General features: G+C 37.5%; 18 protein-coding genes. 4 read left to right on the forward strand and 14 right to left on the reverse strand.

Annotated elements, in window-relative coordinates; all coding sequences use genetic code 11:
• Window positions 1-3: 3 nt before the first annotated feature.
• The 5 genes from KVT27_RS11440 to KVT27_RS11460 all read right to left on the reverse strand — a co-directional run bounded on the left by KVT27_RS11440 (window position 4) and on the right by KVT27_RS11460 (window position 6,690).
• Window positions 4-918 carry an ABC transporter permease gene (locus KVT27_RS11440; protein WP_217581315.1) on the reverse strand — a complete coding sequence of 305 codons (915 nt, stop codon included), beginning with the start codon at window positions 916-918 and terminating at the stop codon, window positions 4-6.
• Between the two features lie 17 nt (window positions 919-935).
• The gene (locus KVT27_RS11445) at window positions 936-1,853 is read right to left on the reverse strand and encodes an ABC transporter permease (protein WP_036126869.1); all 918 of its coding nucleotides are present in this window, start codon (window positions 1,851-1,853) and stop codon (window positions 936-938) included.
• A 66-nt stretch (window positions 1,854-1,919) separates the two neighbouring features.
• A complete protein-coding gene (locus KVT27_RS11450; protein WP_217581316.1) occupies window positions 1,920-3,518 on the reverse strand; it encodes an ABC transporter substrate-binding protein in 1,599 nt (532 codons plus the stop codon).
• An 8-nt stretch (window positions 3,519-3,526) separates the two neighbouring features.
• Window positions 3,527-5,017 carry a M81 family metallopeptidase gene (locus KVT27_RS11455; protein ID WP_036148964.1) on the reverse strand — a complete coding sequence of 497 codons (1,491 nt, stop codon included), beginning with the start codon at window positions 5,015-5,017 and terminating at the stop codon, window positions 3,527-3,529.
• A gap of 296 nt (window positions 5,018-5,313) precedes the next feature.
• Window positions 5,314-6,690, reverse strand: coding sequence for a D-serine ammonia-lyase (locus KVT27_RS11460; RefSeq protein ID WP_420911005.1), 1,377 nt, complete (start codon window positions 6,688-6,690; stop codon window positions 5,314-5,316).
• Window positions 6,691-6,839: 149 nt separating this feature from the next.
• On the opposite strand from KVT27_RS11460, the gene KVT27_RS11465 reads away from it, so the two are divergent.
• Window positions 6,840-7,385 (forward strand): helix-turn-helix domain-containing protein, encoded by a 546-nt coding sequence (locus KVT27_RS11465; protein ID WP_217581317.1) that lies wholly within the window; start codon window positions 6,840-6,842, stop codon window positions 7,383-7,385.
• A 594-nt stretch (window positions 7,386-7,979) separates the two neighbouring features.
• On the opposite strand, the gene KVT27_RS11470 is transcribed toward KVT27_RS11465, so the two are convergent.
• Window positions 7,980-9,377 (reverse strand): aminotransferase-like domain-containing protein, encoded by a 1,398-nt coding sequence (locus tag KVT27_RS11470; RefSeq protein ID WP_217581318.1) that lies wholly within the window; start codon window positions 9,375-9,377, stop codon window positions 7,980-7,982.
• A gap of 129 nt (window positions 9,378-9,506) precedes the next feature.
• On the opposite strand from KVT27_RS11470, the gene KVT27_RS11475 reads away from it, so the two are divergent.
• Window positions 9,507-10,670 carry an aminotransferase-like domain-containing protein gene (locus KVT27_RS11475; RefSeq protein ID WP_008178203.1) on the forward strand — a complete coding sequence of 388 codons (1,164 nt, stop codon included), beginning with the start codon at window positions 9,507-9,509 and terminating at the stop codon, window positions 10,668-10,670.
• Window positions 10,671-10,715: 45 nt separating this feature from the next.
• Here KVT27_RS11475 and KVT27_RS11480 read toward each other — a convergent pair whose 3' ends face one another.
• Window positions 10,716-11,270 carry a helix-turn-helix domain-containing protein gene (locus KVT27_RS11480; RefSeq protein WP_036148970.1) on the reverse strand — a complete coding sequence of 185 codons (555 nt, stop codon included), beginning with the start codon at window positions 11,268-11,270 and terminating at the stop codon, window positions 10,716-10,718.
• Window positions 11,271-11,386: 116 nt separating this feature from the next.
• On the opposite strand from KVT27_RS11480, the gene KVT27_RS11485 reads away from it, so the two are divergent.
• On the forward strand, window positions 11,387-11,974 hold the full coding sequence (locus tag KVT27_RS11485; protein WP_217581319.1) for a LysE family transporter: 588 nt from the start codon (window positions 11,387-11,389) through the stop codon (window positions 11,972-11,974).
• Window positions 11,975-12,018: 44 nt separating this feature from the next.
• Here the strand turns inward: KVT27_RS11485 and KVT27_RS27075 are convergent, their stop codons facing one another.
• The 5 genes from KVT27_RS27075 to bioD form a co-directional block, all read right to left on the reverse strand.
• Window positions 12,019-12,141: a hypothetical protein gene (locus KVT27_RS27075; protein ID WP_008178200.1), complete on the reverse strand. Its 123-nt coding sequence runs from the start codon at window positions 12,139-12,141 to the stop codon at window positions 12,019-12,021.
• A 388-nt stretch (window positions 12,142-12,529) separates the two neighbouring features.
• The gene (gene bioB, locus KVT27_RS11490) at window positions 12,530-13,525 is read right to left on the reverse strand and encodes a biotin synthase BioB (RefSeq protein WP_036126880.1); all 996 of its coding nucleotides are present in this window, start codon (window positions 13,523-13,525) and stop codon (window positions 12,530-12,532) included.
• Window positions 13,522-14,115, reverse strand: a complete 594-nt coding sequence (locus KVT27_RS11495) for a biotin transporter BioY (protein WP_036126882.1) — start codon at window positions 14,113-14,115, stop codon at window positions 13,522-13,524. The genes bioB and KVT27_RS11495 overlap by 4 nt, the downstream gene beginning before the upstream one ends.
• Complete coding sequence (gene bioA / locus KVT27_RS11500) at window positions 14,108-15,484, reverse strand: adenosylmethionine--8-amino-7-oxononanoate transaminase (protein WP_217581320.1); 1,377 nt, start codon at window positions 15,482-15,484, stop codon at window positions 14,108-14,110. The genes KVT27_RS11495 and bioA overlap by 8 nt, the downstream gene beginning before the upstream one ends.
• Window positions 15,465-16,169, reverse strand: coding sequence for a dethiobiotin synthase (gene bioD, locus KVT27_RS11505; RefSeq protein WP_208705731.1), 705 nt, complete (start codon window positions 16,167-16,169; stop codon window positions 15,465-15,467). The genes bioA and bioD overlap by 20 nt, the downstream gene beginning before the upstream one ends.
• A gap of 272 nt (window positions 16,170-16,441) precedes the next feature.
• Here bioD and KVT27_RS11510 point away from each other — a divergent pair, with 272 nt between their 5' ends.
• Window positions 16,442-16,906 carry a hypothetical protein gene (locus tag KVT27_RS11510; RefSeq protein WP_217581321.1) on the forward strand — a complete coding sequence of 155 codons (465 nt, stop codon included), beginning with the start codon at window positions 16,442-16,444 and terminating at the stop codon, window positions 16,904-16,906.
• 45 nt (window positions 16,907-16,951) lie between these two features.
• Here KVT27_RS11510 and KVT27_RS11515 read toward each other — a convergent pair whose 3' ends face one another.
• Entirely contained in the window at window positions 16,952-17,992 is a 1,041-nt protein-coding gene (locus tag KVT27_RS11515) for a beta-carotene 15,15'-monooxygenase (protein WP_217581322.1), read from the reverse strand.
• Between the two features lie 108 nt (window positions 17,993-18,100).
• Window positions 18,101-18,994 (reverse strand): AraC family transcriptional regulator, encoded by an 894-nt coding sequence (locus KVT27_RS11520; RefSeq protein ID WP_217581323.1) that lies wholly within the window; start codon window positions 18,992-18,994, stop codon window positions 18,101-18,103.
• Window positions 18,995-19,025: the final 31 nt, after the last annotated feature.

The raw sequence follows: 19,025 nt of genomic DNA on the forward strand, positions 1-19,025 counted from the left end.
CAGTTATTTTTGCCTTGGATCTAGTGCGTCACGTAATCCATCACCTAGCAGATTAAAACCAAGGACGACTAACATAATAGCCAAACCTGGGAATAGAGACATCCACCAAGCCTGCCCTAAAAAGGCTTTCCCGACGTAAGCCATCGAACCCCATTCAGGAGTTGGAGGCTGAGCACCGAGCCCCAAGAAACTTAACGCTGCAGCTACTAGAATACTAGTTCCAAATTGTAAGCTGGATAAAACAATGACGGGTGATAAGACGTTTGGAAATACGTGCTTTACAATGATTTTAAAATCTGAAACGCCAAGGGCCTTAACTGCCTCTATATATTCTTTTTCTCTTATTGATAAAACTGATCCTCGAACCACCCTTACATATGAAGGTATTGCCGAAATTGCGACTGCGATCATCGCGTTCGTTAATCCGACCCCAAGTACAGCAATAATAGCGATGGCAAGAAGGAGTGAAGGAAAAGCCAGTAAAATATCCATAACCTGCATAATATAAATATCAAGTTTACGATAATAGCCTGCTATCACTCCTAAAATGACACCGATAACACCTGCGATTAGCACTGCAACAAGCCCCATCATTAAGGAAACCCGACCACCATATAATATTCTTGAAAATATATCTCTCCCAAAATCATCTGTCCCTAAAAAATATTGTCCTCCTGGAGGTAAAAACCTTTGTTCGAAATTCATGACGTCAACTGGATGTGGAGCTATCCAAGGAGCAAATAAGGATATCGATACGAAGAACAATAAGATAAAGGCCCCACTAACAGCACTTTTGTTAGTTATTATTCTTTTCCCCACGATCGACCAGTAAGTTTTAGACTTTGCTTCAGAATCTTTATTGTGAGGAGGATTGAATTTAGTTTCTGAATCTGTAAGTTTAGGAGCTGAACTACTCAAAATACTTGCCTCCCTTTCTAATACTTAATACGAGGATCTATTAGACTGTAAACGAGATCCACGATCATATTAGTTATAATAAAAAGAAATGCCATAAATAGAACTAGCCCTTGTACGGTTGGCAAATCCCTTTTAGTAATGGCTTCAATTGAAAAACTCCCTAATCCCGGTAGTGCAAATACCGTTTCTATGACTACTGCACCTGCTAATAGAAAACCAAACTGTAGACCAATTAAAGTAATAACAGGGATCATCGCATTTTGGAGGGCATGCTTAAAAATCATAGGAATCATGGCAAGCCCTTTAGCTTGAGCCGTTCTCATAAAATCTTGTTTAATAACTTCAAGCATGCTAGACCTCGTCATTCTTGCTATATTGCCAGCTGAGCCTAAACCCAGTGTTATAGATGGCAAAATTAATGAGTAAAACCCTTGATATCCAGATATAGGGAAAATATTGAATTGGTAGGAAAACATCCAAATTAAAAATAATGCTATCCAAAAACCTGGTGCAGATATTCCTATTAAGGAAATCACCATAGCTAGCTGGTCAAAGATTGTGTTTTGTTTCACTGCTGCTAAAATACCCATTAAAATTCCAATGACGGATCCAATGATTAAACTATACAGTGCTAGTTGTACTGTAATAGGAAAGCGAGCCATAATCTCTTCACCCACTGTCAAGCCCGTAATATAGGAAGTCCCTAAGTTCCCTTGTAACACATTTTTAATGTAATCAATGTATTGAATAAAAAGCGGTTGGTCTAAACCTAAAGTCTTTTTCATTTCAACTATGGCCTCTTCTGAAGCAAAGTCTCCTAGAATATAAGTTACGGGATCACCCGGTATGAAATGCATCATCAAAAAGACTAAAATTGATACACCAATTAGAGTAATAACCATTGAAAGAGTTCGATTCAAAATATATTTAGACAAGTTTTAATCCCCCCCTTTTAATAAGGCAGTTAGCGATGAGTGGTCCCTAACTTTACAGGTTAATTTTTATTTCGAAGTGATATCATTGAAAATAATTGATTGTGAGTAAGGATTTTGTTTAAATCCATTAATGTCACGGTAAGCGGTTACATTTTCACGTACAAATAACGGAACCCAAGGAGACTCTTCCACAAGGAATTGCTGCGCCTGTTCATAAATTTTCATCCGCTCATCCGTATCCATCGTCTGACGTGCTTTCGTGAGTAAATTGTTTAATTCCTCAGGTTCGTAATGCATTCTTAATGAGCTTCCTTTTCCAAAAAGCATGTATAAGATATCTGGATCTGACCATCCATACATATTTAGAATTGCATCATGTAACCCCTTTGGTGTGTTTGCAGTAATTGCCGCTGGCTCTTGAACCGAAATATTAACTAAAATCCCAATCTCTTTTAATTGGCCTTGCAGAATTTGGGCAATTCTTTGCATGACTGGCTCATCAGATAACCATAATTCAAATGAGAAAGGCTTTCCGTCCTTCTCAACTATTCCATCTCCATTTGTGTCTTTCCACCCAGCTTCTTCTAGCAACAATTTAGCTTTTTCCACATTTTGCGTGTATTTTTGTGCTGCCTCTCCTTCAACTTTCTCACTATATCCAGGGATGCTTTGAGGCAGTGGACCAAAGAGCGGTTTTGCATAGCCTTCCAAGGCAAATTCTACGAGTGGATCACGATTGATACCTAGTGCGATCGCTTGTCTAACACGTTTGTCTTGGAACATTGGCTTTTTATTATTGAAGCCCAAGTATGTTATGCCTTGTTCCAACATACTATCAATTTTCACACCTTCTGTTGCTTCAAGCTCTTTAATATAATTTGGTGGCACACTGGTCATAATCTGTGTGGTACCTTTCTTAAATTCTAGCACTCTAGTATCGTCATCCGTGATAAAACGGAATTCATATTTATCAAAACCTGGGGCACTCTTATTATCTACAAAAGGAGGACCCCAATTATAATCATCATTTTTCACGTAAGTAATAGAAGATCCACGTACTCTTTCCTCAAATTTAAATATTCCTGAAGCTGAAGGTTTTTTTCCAAAATCCTCACCGTACTCTTCAAGTGATTTAGGATCCATCGGTGCTAAATACGCAGTAGTTAATCCACTAGCAAAAGGTGCAAAGGGCTCTGTGAAATAAACCATTAATTTCTGTCCATCAGCTTCTATTTTGTCTATTGGTCCAGCTATAAATTTGACAGCCGAATTTTGAAGGAACCTTTCAAACGTCTTTTTAACCACTTCAGCAGTGAGCGGTTCCCCAGAATGGAACTTGACATTTCCATCTAAATAAAGGGTCCATATTTTACCATCATCTGAAATGTCATATTTTTCAGCAAGACCAGGTATTATATTTCCCTCCAGGTCTCTTTTTAACAATGTGTCATAAATATTAGCTGTTGAATTATCAACCCAAGTTGTTTTATGGACATCAATGGTATCCGGCTCACGAACAGAAGAGATTACTAATGTATTCTTTGATTTGCTATCGCTATTTCCAGAACTTTGTTCATTTGAATCTGGGGTACAGCCTGCTAAAATAACCATAATCATTACCATAACGATACATTTAATTCCGCTGGTTTTCTTTTTCACCTTCATCCTCCCCTTTACTTAACTTTATCTTTCTGTAAAAATTCAACATCTTTTTTAAAAGGATAAACTTCTTTTGCAAGTCTTGTATGGTCAAAAGAAAACAGATTGAAACTTGATAACCCAGGTGAGTCAACGGTAATGATTGTATGGGCTAAGGGTTCAAATCCGGCACGGAAATGCTGACTTGATTTTAAAGCGACAATTTTGTAGGACTTAATATCAATCCCGTGTAATAAAAAGATTTGTTCATCCAGTGTTTGGGACCTTTTGGAACAAACAACAATATCAATGTCGCCAACTACTAACCTCGCAGATTTACCATAATCTACTTTTGCACCTTTTCCCATCAGAGAAGACTGGATAAATCGGCCATCTGCAAGAGTTTTAACATAAGCAGTAACCTTGAGCGGCTTTCCGTGTAAATCATCTGTTTTGCCACCTAGTAATACATCGATTGTTGCTCCTACTCCACTATTATGAGCAATATTCACTACTTCAGGGTCATAAATAAAACTGAAACATGCATTTTTAAGATCTGCGTTTATCATGGCTGAAAGTAAATGAGTTCCATCACCTGGCGTACCCCCTCCAGGATTGTCTGAAGTTTCGTTAATGACAATTGGCTTTCCTTCTATTTTTAGTGCTCTTTTAATGCCTTCATCTGGATTAATAATGTCTGGAAAAAACATCTCTTTTGTATTCCAAATCTCCAAAGCGATTTCTTCTGCAATTTGATCTGCAAGCTCCTGATCATTATTAGTGACGGTCACCACCGTAACGCCAACTTCAGGTATATTCGTGTAAGGAAAGCCATGAAAGAATGTGCAATCAATAATTTTTTCATTTACTTCATGTGCCCAGCACAGTTCATTGATATTTTTTGCTGGTGGTAAATTTGTAGTAGATGTAGGAATCATAAGTGGGAGTTTTTTTAGGCTCATTTTTGGTTGAAGCTCACCTGAAAGAATTTTTCGGGTAATATCGATTGCCTCGATTCCTCTTTCAAAACAATCAACATGTGGGTAAAAATTAACGCCCAATAGGACATCTGCTTCTTGGACCATCTGATCCGTTATATTTCCGTGTAGGTCTAGCGTGACGACAACAGGAATTTTATACCCAACAACTTCTCTAATAGCCGATAATATACCGCCTTCAAGATCATCAACGTCTTCCGCGACACCAGCACCATGAAGTGCAAGACAAATGGCATCATACTCTTTCACAGCTTTAATTGAATTCGTTAACTCCTGAAGAAGCACGTTGTAGGTTTCTTTTGTTATAACTCCAGAAGGCATGGCAAATGCTGAAAATAAAGGAATTATTTCTACTCCTGTTTCTTCAGCTCGTTCCATCATTCCACCTAAGTAATCTCTTACATTACGATGTTTCTGTAAGATCTCGTCGCCATGAATCCATTCCCATTCCTTAAACGACTCAACAGTTGTTTTCTCATTAGCAAACGTGTTTGTCTCATGTGCAATTTCGCCTATCAAGATTTTCATTACTTTACCCACCCTTTTGAAGTATTTACTTTAAAATAAAACAAAAATAAAGTAAATGTTTTATTTTTTTAATCATATTGATTTTGGGCAAAGTTGTCAATACAGTTATTTATTTTTTCTAAAATTTCAGATTTTTTATACGTGTACCTGTTCAGCCAGCGCTATCATCAAAACAGGACAACAATCTACCGACTCTTGTCCCGATAAATCTAAAAAAAGCAACTGGACATAGCGATCGCCATGTTCAGTTGCAAAAAAATTGCTTATTTGTATAGAAAAGGCCCAGCATTTTTTTATCAAGAAACTATGTCTGGTCCATCAATTTTGTTTTCTAGCACCAACTTCAAACCTTTTTGATAATATTGATTCATGATATCTTCCGGAACCATGCTCCCCCCAGTTCCCCAAATAATATGTGTACTGTTTTTCATTATTTGTTCTGTTAAATGAAGCTTGCTTAAATAATCAGCGCCCTCTTTATATAATTTTATTGGTCCTAACATACCAGCTAGTGCTGATGGTTCTAAATGAATGCCTTCAGTGTCGACAAGCTCCTTCAGTAACCTATACAATTGTTCATCGTTGACCGTAAAATTACCACTTAAAAAAGGTTCTATGGTCTTACCAACAAATCCAGAGGGTCTTCCTACAGCAAGTCCATCTGCCTCTGTTACATTATCAATGCCAATCTCTTGCACAGAAACTTGATCATGCAGTCCTGTCATTAAACCGAGTAGCATACAAGGAGAGTGAGTAGGTTCAGCAAAGAAACAGTGAACATTATCTTCAAACAATAGCTTCAAGCCAAAAGCAATCCCCCCTGGACCTCCACCTACACCGCATGGAAGGTAAACCATTAACGGATGATGTTTATCTATCGTTATATTCAGATCATCTAATTGTTTTTTTAAGCGTGACGCAGCTACTGCATAGCCTAAAAATAAATCATGTGAATTTTCATCATCCACAAAATAGCATGTTGGGTCCTTTTCTGCCTGAATTCGACCTTCTTCCACTGCTTTACTATAATCAGCTTCATATTCAATAACCGTGACATGGCTATTTCTGAGCAAGTCCTTTTTCCATTGCTTGGCATCTGCTGACATGTGAACAGTCACATTAAAACCTAATTTTGAGCTTATAATACCGATACTCAGCCCTAGATTCCCAGTTGAGCCTACTGCAATAGAATAGTGTGAGAAGAAAGATCGGAACTTCTCACTAGCCAAAATTGAATAATCATCATCGACCGTTAACAAATTATGTTGAATAGCTAAATTCTCTGCATGTTTGAGAATTTCATAAATCCCCCCTCTAGCTTTGATAGATCCAGATATAGGAAGATGACTATCACATTTCAGTAATAAATCACCTAAAATCGGCTGCTGAAAAGTATTCTGTAAGGATTGCTTCATGGCAGGAACATCCACTAGAGGAGATTCAATCATTCCCGCCGTTCCTTCCGTTTCAGGGAAAACCTTCGCGATATATGGAGCGAAGCGTACCAACCTTTCCTCCGCATCCCTTACATCCGCTTCGTTCAGAGGGGATTTTTTAATTCCTGATTGGAAAATCTCCATATTCGGATTTATCCAAAATACTTCCTCCATTCCTGTAAGCTTATCGAATAATGGATATTGTTCTTTCCATATTTGCATATCTTTTTTCATCATCTAGCTGATCCCCCCATTTTTCTTGTAGTAGTTCTAGTTATAAAATATAATTAAATAATATTTAATAAAGTTTAACATAATTGTCGTTTCTGTTAAATAAAATTTAATAACGTTAAACAATTTTTAATTCATACGATAGGAGTTTCAAAATGGAGAATTTTGATATTGGAAAGAAAGTTGAGAAATACCGAAAAATGAAGGATTTGACCAATAGAGAATTAGCAGCTTTAGCTGGCATTACCCCTTCCATGTTAAGCCAAATTGAACGGGGTCTAGCGAATCCATCCATTCAAACATTAAAAGTCTTAGCAAAAACTTTAGATGTTCCAACATTTAGCTTTTTTATGGAAGAAACAAACACCGAGGCTTTAGTAGTAAGATCAAATAAACGTAAGAAAATGATTATAGATAACTTGTCCTATGAGTTATTATCACCCGATTTCACAGGTAATTTGGCGTCAGCCATTATGACCGTTCCCCCCTATATGTCTTCTTCAGAGAAACTTTTGGATCATAGAGGCGAGGAAATAGCAGTTATTATAGAAGGAAGCATAAAAATTTATTTGGGTGAGGAAGAATATCTTTTAGAAGTTGGTGATAGTGTGAAAATACCAGCAAATTTGAAGCATAAATGGGAAAATAATTCTCATACAGTGGCAGTTGTATTATTTTCTGTTACTCCGCCTATTTTTTAAAACATTGAAAGAGATATGTATGAATACAAATAAAAAATATTTTTGTCTCACCTATACAAATTAGAATATAGAAGGAGTTAGCATGGTGATTTCAAATAGAGAAATTACCAAAGTAATTATATGGAGGTTTGTGAGTTAACAAGTAACAAAGATGTCAAATTAACATTGTACGAAGAATTTATATGTAGTAATACTGTATCTTTAGCGTATGCACCCTATGTCCCTTTATAATAATGAGGTTTTAATAGGTTTCTTTATGTATGGACATAGCGAAAAAATTATATACATCCTATCGGTTACGTTTACTGGGAAAATAAACACTTTTACAGGGGACATGCCAACTCATGAATATTATTATAGGCTAGATTTTTAAGACTGGCTGTCCATACATAAATGAGTCCATAGACAAACTTAACATTTTAAGAGTTTGTCTACGGACTTTTATATTTTTCCCTCATGGTTAATCATAGTTGTGTAATATTTAGTACGCTTACAAAAATTTTAGGTTTCCTACAATTGCAATAGACTTGCCTACTTAAGAATCACGCAATCTTCATTCATATCTCTGCACCTCTTTCTATGACTTAAAGACGTTTAATCAACAAATACATAGTCACCATCACTTTCGAGAATATCCTTTAAAATTATTAATGCTTGCTCCAGCTGATACTCTGGAGCTGCTATAGCCATACGCACAGCATTCACTGGCTTTGCATTGCCGACTGTAAAGCGTTCTGCAGCGTAGACCTGTACACCCGCTTTCGAGGCAAGCAATTCAAATTGTACGCCTGTAAATTTGTCTGGCAATAGGAGCCATCTGAAAATACATTCCTCATCACCTAAAATGTGATACTCTGCTAAATAATGATTAACAAGAGCATTTTGTTGTTTTGCGTATGCTCGATGCTTTTCCAATATGGTTTGCGCGACCCCTTCATGTATCAATCTTGCTGCAAGCTCTAGCATAATTGGAGAGACTGATATATTGATATTATAGAGAGTCTCCATTATTTTTTTACGAAGTGCAGGAGGTGTGACAATAAAGGATAGTCGCAATCCTGGTGAGATCGTTTTCGACAGACTAGCAATATAGATCACTTTATCAGGTGCATAGGAAGCAATCGGAGCATATGGTTTTTCCTTAAGAAAGCTATAAATTGCATCCTCAATGACAAGCAAATTTTTCTGTCTTGCTACTTCTGCGATCATTTTTCTGGTTTCTACCGACATGGTATGTGTAGTTGGATTATGAAAATCAGGGATGACATAAATGCCTTTAATATGTTCATTTTTACAAGCATACAGCAGTCCTTCTTTTGTCATCTCACCCTGGCATTGTTGTATAGCGACAAGCTGAATACCTAGCATATTGGCAGCAGTTTTCATTCCAGCGTAAGTTATAGGATCTGTCCCAATTCGATCGCCTGGCTGGAATAATGCCGCAAGTGTTCCAACAATGGCATTTTGTCCACCAGCTCCAAGCAAAATGGGCTGATCTGTTTGAAAATTTACCCATTCGAAGAGCTTGAGCACGGCCTCATTTTGCCAAGCGTTCCCCTCAGGTCGCCCATATTGAAATAGTTTAGGAAAGCTAGGTTCACCTACCATTTTTTTCATATAACGAGTAATGTCCTCATTGACAAAGTTATCTGGTAGTACAGAGCCCATTTCAATGATCGGTGTCGTACGGTTTGTTGGTAATAAAATTTTATTGCTAGCTGCATCCGTTGAAACAAATGTGCCACTACCAATCGAGGCATATATTAATCCCTTTTGTCCACAAAGCTTAAATGCACGTGTAATCGTGCTTAAATTCACATCTAAAAAATCAGCTAATTCACGTTGTGGTGGCAATTTTGTTCCTGGCGTTAGCTTTCCTTCTTTAATGTCTTCCTCTAGCTGTTGTGCAATGGCTATATATAATGGAGCCGTGCTATTACTAATATCTGGCTTCCAACTCATAGGATACGCATCAAATGAATTAATAGGCATTCGCAAAGCGCCTTCTTTCTATTAATTTGCATACAATAGTTTAATTGTCTTGCATACAATGATAATATTGTATGCAACCGATGACAATGATATAATTTTTAAAAAATCAGAAAAAAAGGACCGATCATTATGCAATATTCTGAAAGAATCTTAAATACGCCATCCTCATTTATTCGAAATATTTTGAAAGTGACAGATGCAGAGGATGTCATTTCCTTTGCAGGTGGGCTTCCAAACCCAATCTCTTTCCCAATTGATGCATTAAGAGCATCAGTAGATCAAGCTATCACAAAAAATGGTAGCCGCCTATTTCAATATTCTTCAACACAAGGTTATGCACCATTACGTGAGTACATTGCTGCGAAGTATCAACGTGTCCACGGGCTTGATATCCATGCTGACGACGTCTTTATTACAACAGGTTCACAGCAAGCACTTGAATTAATTGGTAAAGTACTTATTAATAAAGGCGATGGCATTATTATCGAAGAGCCTGGTTACTTAGGGGCTATACAAGCCTTTACATTAGCTGAACCAACCTTCCATGGGGTAACATTAGAAAACGATGGTCTTAATCTAGAAGAATTAGAGCAAGCCCTACAACAACCAAATGTAAAATTTATTTACACAGTTCCAAACTTCCAAAATCCAACGGGTCTCACATACTCGAAAGAAAAGCGTGAGCAAATATACGAATTGGTTGCCAAGTATGATGTTGCTTTAATTGAGGATGATCCTTATGGGGAGCTACGTTTCCAAGGCGAGCCACTTCCTTATATCGGCGCTGGTAAATTAGAAAATAGTATTTTACTAGGTTCTTTCTCTAAGACGGTCACACCTGGCATGCGTCTTGGGTTTATCATTACAAAAAATAAAGAGCTTTTACAGCATATCGAAACAGCTAAGCAAGCTTCTGATCTTCATACGAATATTTTCTCGCAATATGTTATCTATGATTATTTAGCAAGTAATGATTACACGGAGCATGTTAATAAAATAATTAGCTTATATAAAAATCAATCAGAAGCGATGCTGGATGCGATGCAAGAGTTTTTCCCTGCCCATGTCGAGTACACACGACCTGAGGGAGGCATGTTCATTTGGGCAACAATGAAGGATGGTACGCCAGCTCTTGATGTATTCCATAAAGCGATGGAACAAAAGGTTGCCTTCGTGCCGGGTGATCCATTCTATACATCGAAAACGAACGTGAATACAATGCGCTTAAACTATACAAATGCAACACCTGAAGTAATCCGCGAGGGTATTAAACGTTTAGCAAGTATACTGTAAAAAAATGAAACCGTATAAACGCTTTGAAGGCGTTTATACGGTTTATTAATGTGGATAGTAGATGGTCATGCTGAGACGTGTTAAAGTCTCTCCGGGGTTGATATATGTGTGGGAGCGATCAGCTTTAAAACGGATGGCATCACCGCTTGCTAATCGATAGTCCTTATCTTGTATTCGAATGATTAATTCCCCATCAAAAACGGTTAAATATTCCTCCGTTCCTTCTCTATGCGCCTCAGCGTGTAATGTTCCATTCTCCTTTATCGCGATACTATAAATTTCAAAGCGGCTATCCTTTTGAAAAGGAAAATGAGGGTAGACGATATATTTCCCGTTATCTTCCTCTAATGCATGAATGTCCTTGCCTAAGATGAGCTCTGTCTCTGCCTGCGGTTGATGAATAAGCTCTGTGAAAGATACTTTTAACCCATTAGCTATTTTCCAAATGGTAGTTAATGTTGGGCTGGATTCCCCTCTTTCAATTTGTCCAATCATGGCTTTACTAACCCCGCTTAGTTGTGATACCTTCTCTAGGCTTAATTTCTCTCTCTCTCGAATAGCCTTTAAATTTCGAGCAAAAATCAGTTGAATATCATCCATATTTAATCTCCTTTTAAATATGTACAATATAACGTACGTTATGTATAATAAAACAAACAACGTTATAATGTCTATTTCGGACATTATAACATACAAATTGAAGGTGGTGATGGCCCTTGCCTATATTTTCCTTTCTAGTTTTTATTACGATTACAAGCTTCACTCCTGGCCCAAACAACTTTATGGCCATGGTATTTGCCAAACAGCATGGCTTCTCAAAAACGTTGCCCTTCTGCTTTGGTGTGGGAATTGGATTTTTTATTATTATTGCTCTGAGCAGCTTTTTCAACATTGTTATGCTAAATATTTTACCGACCATTAAATTGCCCTTAATCATTTTTGGTGTCGGCTATATGCTATACTTAGCCTTTAAAATTGTGACAAGTAAAGAGCCGGAGGAAAGTAATGAGGTAGAAGAAAGACGGAACTTATTTTTTATAGGAACCTTCTTACAATTTATCAATCCAAAAGGAATACTATTTGGAATTACGGTTGTTGCTACCTACATCCTTCCTTATAATTCTTCCTACATAAGCTATCTACTTTTCTCCCTCTTTTTAGGCTTCATTGGGATCATTAGTACATTTAGTTGGGCATTATGTGGGTCCGTTTTCCAAAAGGTATTGCAACAGCATCGACAACTGTTTAATATCATCATGGCTTTATTACTTGTGTATAGTGCCTTCTCAATTGTTGTACATTAAAAAAACAGCCCTCAACTGTCGAGGGCTGTAGTAAAAAAGAACTTTTATTTTGTATATGTTAAAACCGCATTCTTTTTGAATTTCGCCAAAGCCTCTGTTGCCTCATTTTTGTTTGCATACTCAAAAATTCGAACATCCTTTTTATCAAATACTGTAATAACCCACATGTAAAAAGCTCCCTTCTCTTATTTTTTTGTACTATAACAATCACTAAAATTTGTGAGACTACTCGTCAACTGTTTTACAACAATTCCTTACTTGATTCTTATTTTACGCTGAATTTTTGAAAAAGAAAGCTTTATGTGAAGGTCTTCACAAACTGTTCAATTTCAAACCGCTTACATTGAACAATTTGTGAATTTCTTTATTTTTTAGGTATATAACCGGTTTGAGATGTTAGGTTTATTGTCATTTTTCTCTCTCTATCGATTGTATTTCGGCTTTTATCAATAGCTTCTTTCTATTGATCCATCATCATTAAAACTGTATCCATCTTAAGCAAAAAACCGTACGAGTGTACGGTTCTCTGTAGTAGTAGATTTTATTTCTAAAGCCCTAACAAAATGCTGCCTCTTGCTTTTGCGTTAACTCAATCTCAAAGCCTAAATCCTCCAACATACGATAATCACTATTGGCTTCCTGGCCTGCAGTGGTTAAATAATCCCCCACAAATATACTATTCGCTGCATAAAGGCCCAGTGGCTGTAGAGAGCCGAGATTGATTTCACGCCCACCCGAAATTCGAATTTCCTTTGTTGGATTGATGTAACGGAATAATGCCAAGACCTTTAAACAATAACGTGGATTTAAGTCCCTTGTCCCTTCCAGTTTTGTGCCGTCAATCGCATTTAAAAAGTTAACAGGAATCGAATCTGCATCTAATTGATGAAGGGCACGCGCAATATTGACGACATCCTCCCTAGTTTCCTTCATCCCAATAATGGCGCCCGAGCAAGGGGAAATACCATGTTTTTTAACAATCTCTACCGTATTGACACGATCCTCATACGTATGTGAAGTCGTAATGAAGGAATGGTGACGCTCAGAGGTATTCAAATTATGGTTATAGCGATCCACCCCCGCCTCCTTTAATTGCTGTGCCTGTTCTTCTTTTAGCAAGCCAAGACAGGCACAAACCTTCAAGCCATATTTTTCTTTAATTTCAGTAACTGCCTCGCTTACGACATTGACGTCCTTCCGTGTCGGCCCACGACCACTTGCCACAATACAATACGTTCCAATCTTATTGTCAAATGCTCGTTTCGCACCAGCCAAGATCTCCTCTTTCGTAATAAAAGGATATTTTTCAATAGGTGCTGTTGATTTAGAGGATTGAGAACAATAGCCACAATCCTCTGGGCAGTAGCCGCTTTTAGCATTCATAATCATATTCAGCTTTACTTTTTTACCATAATAATACCGACGAATAGCAAAGGCACCATCCATCAGTTGTAATAGCTCATCATCCTTACTATTTAAAATAGCAAGTGCCTCCTCATTGCTAATGATTTTGCCATCAATTACTTCCTGTGCTACCTGTAAAAAATTCATATCATCGTCTCCCCTTCCCCTTGAGAAATACTTACTCTTCTAGCTGAATGAAATACTTTATACAATTTCTCTGCTAATAAGCCGGCTGAAATAGCTAAGCCAAAATCAGCAATGATACTGCTTACAAAGCCAACAACAAAAACATGTGACCAGCTTGTTTTCATATCTAACCAGAAGTTTAAAGCGATATATAAATATGGAACAGCTATAGCATATACAATGAAAAGCCCTAAAATTGTCGCCCCAATAAAATGCCTTTTCTTTGGCCTTTCAATTCTCTCAACGATCATTCCAATCACATACGCGGCAAGAGCAAAGCCAATAAGATAGCCAAATGTGGGCTGTACTACATAAGTAATGCCTCCGCCCTGAGTAAAAACAGGTAGCCCTACTAAGCCAACACCGATATAAACAAGCTGACTATATAACCCATTGCGACTACCTAGTAAACATCCTGCTAAAAAAACGAAAACAATCTGTAAAGTAAACGGAACAATCGGTAATGGAATTTTAATAAACGCCCCGATCGCCGTTAAGGCAGCGAACATGGCAATCATGACTAATGCTAATGTAGAATGACGTTTAATCAACCTCATCCCCCCTATCTTTGAAAAATTGTTCAAGCGTTTCTTTCGTTGTATTCATCATGAACGTCATTTCTTCATTTGAAATGATGTAAGGTGGCATAAAATACAAAATATTGCCAAGAGGTCGTATGAGTAGACCTTTTACTAATGCTTGTTGATAAATTTGGTAACCAATTCGTTCTTCACTTGCAAATGGCTCCTTCGTCTGACGGTCTGCAACAAGTTCTATAGCCCCCACTAAACCAACTTGTCGGTATTCACCCACATAAGGCATATCATCAAATGCTGCCATTGCTAGCTCTCGCATTTGTTGCCCCTTGCGCTGAATCATGTCCAATGTTTGCTCTTCTTCAAATATTGTTAATACTTCCAGCGCCACACGACATGCCAATGTATTACCAGAATAGCTATGAGAATGTAAAAATGCTTTCATTGTCCCATATTCATCATAAAATGCGTTATACACTTCATTACTTGTTAAGACAGCGGATAATGGTAAATAGCCGCCTGTTATGCCTTTGGATAAACACATAAAATCAGGTGTGATACTCGCCTGCTCACAGGCAAACATTGTCCCTGTACGACCGAATCCAACAGCTATTTCATCAGCGATTAAATGAACATCGTATTGTGAGCATAATGCTCGGAGCCGTTTTAAATAAGTAGGTGGATACATTTTCATCCCTGCTGCTGCCTGAATAAGTGGTTCTATAATAACAGCCGCGATTTCCTCATGATGCACTTTGAGCTGTTCTTCTACGAATTGACTACATGGTGCGTCACAGCTTTCTGGTACTTTCTGAAACGGGCAACGGAAACAATCTGGCCCCTGGGCACGTACAGTATCCAATAAAAGTGGCTCAAATACTTCATTGTACAGTCCTACCCCTCCTACAGATAAAGCACCAACGGTTTCACCATGATACGCATCTGTAAACGCTAGAAATCTAGTCTTTGTTTGTTTTCCAGTTTGCATATGGTATTGAAAGCTCATCTTCAATGCCACTTCAACGGCAGAAGAGCCGTTATCCGCAAGAAACACTTTATGTAAACCAGGTGGTGCTAAAGCGACTAATTTTTCAGCTAACTGAATAGCCGGTTCATGTGTAAAATTAGCAAAAATCGTATGCTCCAACGTAAATGCTTGATGACTTAAGGCTTGACTGATCCGCGGATTGGCATGTCCAAATAAATTTACCCACCATGAGGAAACTGCGTCCAAATAGCGCTTATCATGCTCATCATAAAGCCACACACCTTGTCCTTTTTTTATGACGATGGGCGGAAATGCTTCATAATCTTTCATTTGCGAGCATGGATGCCAAATATGCTGTAAATCTCTAGCTTGTAAGTCAGTTATTTCTCGTATCATTTCTATAAAGCCTTTCAAATAATGTTGTGTGTGTAATGTTGATATTCACTAGCTGTGAAATGTCCTGAAGACGTGGAATAACCGCATAGGGCAAAGGGTGATACTGTAAAATCGTTTTTATATTATCCTGTTCCATCATACTGCCCGTGTCACCATTAAAAACAATGCCAAGAACATCAATCTGGCGTGATTGCAATGCCTCCATCGTTAACAAGGTGTGATTGATGGTCCCAAGAGATGTCCTAGTAACAAGCACTACTGGCAATTTGCTACTAACAATGACATCGAGCAGTGTGATGCTTTGTTGAATATCTAATGGCACAAACAATCCACCTGCTCCCTCAGCTATAACGACATCGTAGGATTCTTGTAAGTATTGAATACGCTGTAAAAGATTTTCTACATCAATTTGCTGTCCCTCCAGTTGAGCAGCAAAATGAGGCGATGCGGCTTCCTTAAACGAATAGCCATTCATATGTTCTTTATTTAAAGCTTGCAAGGAATACTTCTCATACATAGCCGTATCAGCATAATAGCTATGCAAATTGTCGTATACCTCTCCTGTTTGCACAGGCTTGAAAGGTGTAATTTTCATCCCCAGCCTTTGCAATTGACACATCAACAATGTGGTGACAATCGTCTTACCAACATCTGTATCAGTACCGACAACCCAAAAATGTTGCATTGTTAACCTCCCCCTCTTTTTAAGTTAACCTAAGACACTTTAAAAGTTAACACATTTATTTTCTTTTTGTAAATGCCTATTCTTTAATTTCTCAGAAACTTGTACAAAAATAGCAAAATCTTGTCATAGCTTCTTGAAAAGTTAGACCTTTCAAGGCTTTCAAGGAATGCACCAACTGAATATGTTTTTTCATAAAATAAAGTAGGAGATACTTCTTAAATGAAAGGAGTTTTATCTAGCTGTGTAGTATTACACTATATGGGGGTGGTTGTATGTTTGGGATTTTTAAAGACGCAGAGAAAAGCATTGATACATATGAACAAGTGCATACAATTTTAAAATCATTGCTTACCTATGAACTAAGAGAATTACCGACTCGCTATGAATTTTGGTATCGTGTAGCTATTCGTCAGGAGGAGTGTCGTAGTCTTCAGGCGGAACATCGTGCAAAAATTTCGATGACCTCTGCAGTAGGACGTTTTCATCAAAAACAATATGAGGCGATGACAAAGAAACTAGCCAAACTAGAGCGACTGGCTGATATCTATAAATTATTTTGTTTGGAGGAAGAACGAGCGAATCTAAACCATCGACTATCCTTCCATCAAGAAAACATTGCCGCACTATACGATCACATTCAGCATAAAGAGCTTTATACGTATTGCGACTCGGTTCAACTGCAATTTTGGGAAGCCATCCGCGATGACATTTTACAAGCAATCGCAGACCTTGATTAAATAAAAAAAGCCAACGTTTTTATTCAAAACGTTGGTTATATATATTTAGGCAAAATGGTTTGACATTTTTAGTTGAAGCATTTGTTTAAATTCTTGTGACTGATCAACTTTAATCGCTACTTGATGATAGCTTTTTTTAATGCCTAACATAAAGGTCACTTCCACTGGCTCTTTCATTTTTAAAATAACGTGCGGATAAGCTTCACCAAAATCACGTGCAACGAAATCTATCGTATCCTTTGATAGTTTTCCTTCTAACTGTACCTTATCCTCTACGATCTCTTCAATTTTATTAAAGTCGATTTTTGTACGCTTCATTAAACCTAGTGAAATATATATTGTTTCGTCTGTTACGTAGATAGGATTTAAACGAACCGCCTGCATATCTGCTATAAAAAAGATCACTGAATACACATTAAAAATGAGCAAAATAATGGAAAGGATCATGGACTTCTCATGTAGCCACCAGTGAATGCCAATCGTTTCAATCACAATACCGTGGATAATCATCAGTTGAAAAGCGATATAGCTTGAATTTTTATGCAAAGTGAAACCGGGTCGTTCTTGTCGCTTCCAGCTAGCAAATCCATAATAAAGGACAAGTAAATCGGAACAAATCATTTGAATGACAGGATGCTGCGGTATTTGTTTTTCCACAGCTTTTGAAAATGAAAATAAATCCGGTAATGAACTGGCGCGTACATCGGCAAGAACCCTTGGCAGATAGCGTACAAGGGTAGCAATGAGAAAAATTTCTAATACGATCATTATACCTTCAATGGCAAAGCCTGCCCACGTGACTGCGACAAATGGCTGAAGATGCTCTATCGGAATGATAAAACGTGCGACAAGACAGCCAATTGCGCCTAATAAAATGGCTTGCTTTAATGAAAACTTCCCTTTATAAAGCATCCATATTACAGGTACGATGACTATTAAATCAATAAGGGAACCTAGGACAACTCCATTTGTTTCAATTGGCAAGATGGAAGAACCAAGCCCCGTATTATAAAGCGTATAATTGCTGACTAACACGATGAATAAAAAGGCTAGCCATATATGCTGCTTTTTCCTTAAAACCATCATTCTAACGCCCCCTACATACTATTAATTTCACTTTATTGTAAATGGTGAATCATGTATAGATTACAGGCATAAATAATCATATTTTTTCCATTTACGTTCAAGATTTTTTCACAATTTAATATTTTGCAGGAATTTCTTGCGATAAACATGTGGTGAATAGCCTGTATATTCTTTAAACTTCTCAATATAATAGCTAACTGTACTAAAGCCTGTATTGGCAGCTACCATCGTGACGGTTTGCTCGTCATCCTTCAATAATTCAATACTTTTGCGCAGTCGATATTGTAATAAATAAGTAAATGGTGTCAGTCCAATTATTTTCTTAAAATACCGACTACACTCAGCCCTACTTACATACACATGCTTGGCTAAATCCTCTAAAGTTATTTTTTGCTGATAGTGGGTATGTAAAAAATTCAGCATCACTTTAGCCCGTTCTTGTTGCACAATGATCGAGGGGTCCATAATCTCTTCAGTTAGCAAGGATTGGGTTAACATCAATTCCCAAATGTATAGCAGCTCTCTCCATACTTTTAGTTGAAAAAAGGCATCTTGCTCTCGCAAAATATCAGCCATACATGCCACCTTTTGCGAGAGCTCCTTTGTAAGCTTGACGTATGGCAGTCGCTGATTCGTTAAATAAGGTTGAACATAATTAGTTATAAAAATACTGCCTTCATGTCCACCGATGATTATAGGATCTACATTTATACAGTAAACAATAGCCTGCTCCATTTGAAAGGGCTTTGCCTCATGTAATTGCAAGGCATTGATGAATAGTCCTTCCCCTTCCTCTAAAACTAAAATATCCGCTCCTATCCGATACTTAGCACGTCCACTTTTGAGATATACAAATTGAATTTCTTTATGCCAATGGAGCGGAAGAAAATCCATACTATCCATGCTCATTGTTGTTTCATACAAGGCAACTGGAAATTCTTTCGATCCATGCAATGTTAGCTCTTGTAAATCTTTCGCAATTTTTATATGTGTTAAAGGCATTCTCATCACCTCAATATATTGATATTTTTAA

Origin of the sequence: Lysinibacillus sp. GbtcB16, from assembly GCF_019091145.1 — a bacterium.
Taxonomy (GTDB): Bacteria; Bacillota; Bacilli; order Bacillales_A; family Planococcaceae; genus Lysinibacillus; species Lysinibacillus fusiformis.